The organism is Devosia sp. (genome assembly GCF_965229025.1).
Lineage (GTDB): Bacteria > Pseudomonadota > Alphaproteobacteria > Rhizobiales > Devosiaceae > Devosia_A.
The window spans coordinates 1-2,500 of the sequence record NZ_OZ245853.1 but is presented as its reverse complement, the minus strand read 5'-3'; the positions used below and the strand labels follow the sequence as shown (position 1 = coordinate 2,500).

The following is a 2,500-nucleotide window of genomic DNA, read 5'->3' as shown; positions in this document are numbered from 1 at the left end:
CCGCTGGTTGCTGCCGAGCTTGTCGCGGTTAGCGATATGGAAGTTCCAATAGAGGAAGTTGAACGGGCAAGCCGACGGACCCGTCTTTACCCTCGGGTCATAGCGGCACGCGCCGCAGTAGTCGGACATCCGGTCGATATAGGCGCCAGAGGCCGCGTAGGGTTTCGAGGCAAGGACCCCGCCATCCGCAAAGAGCGCCATGCCGTGCACATTGGGCAGTTCGACCCATTCGAACGCATCGATGTAAACCCCGAGATACCAGGCCTCGACCTCGGGGGGATTGAGCCCGGCCAGCAACGCGAAGTTGCCCGTAATCATCAGCCGCTGGATATGGTGCGCGTAGGCATGCTGCCTGGTGTCACGAACGGTCGAGGCGACGCAGTTCATCTCCGTCTCCCCCGACCAGAAGAACCACGGCAACGGCCGGCCGGCAGCGAGATGATTGCTTTGCCGGTAACGCGGCATGAGGTGGAAATAGAGCCCGCGGACATACTCGCGCCAGCCCAGGATCTGGCGCACGAAGCCTTCGACCGCGTTGATCGGCGCGCGCCCGGCGACCCACTCGGCGACCGCGGCGTTGCAGACCTCGCGCGCCGTGAGCAATCCAACATTGAGATAGGGTGAAATGATCGAATGATAGAGGAAGGGCTCGCCGGCCTTCATCGCGTCCTGGTAGTCGCCGAACTCCGGCAGGCACTCGCTAAGGAAATGGGCGAGGGCATCGAGGGCGCCGGCGCGTGTTACAGCCCAGCCGAAAGGCTCGAGGTCGCCGAAGTGCTGGGAGAAGTGGCGATCAACGAGGTCGATCACCTCGCGGGTGATCGCATCTGGCGCGAAGCGGAGGCGAGGCGGAGCGCGTTTGCCCTTGGGTAGCGCCTTGCGATTTTCGGTATCGAAGTTCCAGGCGCCGCCGGCGGGCTTTCCGTCCTCCATCAGGAGGCCGGTTCGCTTACGCATCTCGCGGTAGAAGTGCTCCATGCGGAAGAGTTTCCGGTCCTGCGCCCAGGCGGCGAACGCTTCGCGTGAACAGAGAAAGCGGTCGTCTGCACGGATGAGGACGGGAAGATCGAGGTCAGACTGCCAGTTGCGCATAAGATCCAGAACGCGCCACTCGCCGGGCTCGGTGACAATCACGCGCTGCGGCTTGTGACGGGCGACGGCACGCCGCAGCTCACCAGTGAAATCACCACAGTTGCCCTCGTCCTCGAAATGGACATAGTCCACCGGAAAGCCGTGCTCACGCAGCGTCACAGCAAAATGCCGCATTGCGGCGAGGACGAAGGCGATCTTCTGCCTGTGCTTGTTGACGTAGATCGCCTCGGCGCGCACCTCGACCATCAGCACCAGGTCGAGGGCAGGATCGAATCCCGCGAGAGCGCTGAGATCCTCACTCAACTGGTCGCCGAGGATCAGGACGAGGTTTCTGATAGCCACACGTAACCTCTCAGCGTTCGCATAGCCTTGTTACGAGGCGAACTGCTGTAAGGTTCAGATGAGAGTGGCAGGATGAAGGGAGCGAGCTGCCAATGGCCTCTGGCTTGTCGCGTGACGCCGTTCCCCTGCCCCCCTTAGACGCGAAAACCCCCGGGGCTTTCGCCACGGGGGTTTGAGTGTTTCGGTTTCGTAAATGAGACGTATGTTTTTGGCAGACCTGGCAGCGACCTACTCTCCCAAGTCTTGAGACTTAGTACCATCGGCGCAAAGGGATTTAACGGTCGAGTTCGGGATGGGATCGGGTTCTGAGGCCCTCGCAATTACCACCAGATCGGCGAAAAACACACGGGTGAATTTTGGTTTGGTTTTTTGATCTGAACGATTGTTTTCGTTCTTCGCAGTTTTGAACTGCGGGCATGAACTAATGAGAACGATCAAGCCAATCGAGCTATTAGTACCAGTCAGCTTCACACCTTACGGCGCTTCCACATCTGGCCTATCAACGTGGTGGTCTTCCACGGCTCTCAAGGGAATACTCGTTTTGAAGGAGGCTTCCTGCTTAGATGCTTTCAGCAGTTATCCCGTCCGAATATAGCTACCCTGCAATGCGGCTGGCGCCACAACAGGTCCACCAGAGATTCGTCCAACCCGGTCCTCTCGTACTAGGGTCAGCTCTTCTCAATATTCCTACACCCACGGCAGATAGGGACCGAACTGTCTCACGACGTTCTGAACCCAGCTCACGTACCACTTTAAATGGCGAACAGCCATACCCTTGGGACCTGCTCCAGCCCCAGGATGTGATGAGCCGACATCGAGGTGCCAAACACTGCCGTCGATATGGACTCTTGGGCAGTATCAGCCTGTTATCCCCAGAGTACCTTTTATTCGTTGAGCGATGGCCCTTCCACGCGGGACCACCGGATCACTATGACCGACTTTCGTCTCTGCTCGACTTGTCAGTCTCGCAGTCAGGCAGGCTTATGCCATTGCACTCAGCGACCGATTTCCGACCGGTCTGAGCCCACCATCGCGCGCCTCCGTTACTCTTTGGGAGGCGACCGCC

The 2,500-nt window shown here is 59.2% G+C and carries 1 protein-coding gene and 2 rRNA genes (1 of these 3 cut by a window edge); all 3 read right to left on the bottom strand.

Annotation, left to right across the window (positions count from 1 at the left end):
• On the bottom strand, positions 1-1,428 hold the 5' portion of the coding sequence (locus tag ACO06J_RS00015; RefSeq protein WP_421762414.1) for a cryptochrome/photolyase family protein. 132 nt of this gene lie to the left of the window's left edge; the window shows 1,428 of its 1,560 coding nt (coding positions 1-1,428); the start codon lies at positions 1,426-1,428; the stop codon falls past the left edge of the window.
• Between the two features lie 221 nt (positions 1,429-1,649).
• Positions 1,650-1,765 (bottom strand): 5S ribosomal RNA (gene rrf, locus ACO06J_RS00010).
• A 99-nt stretch (positions 1,766-1,864) separates the two neighbouring features.
• Positions 1,865-2,500: ribosomal RNA gene (locus ACO06J_RS00005) — 23S ribosomal RNA — on the bottom strand; the annotation flags it as partial.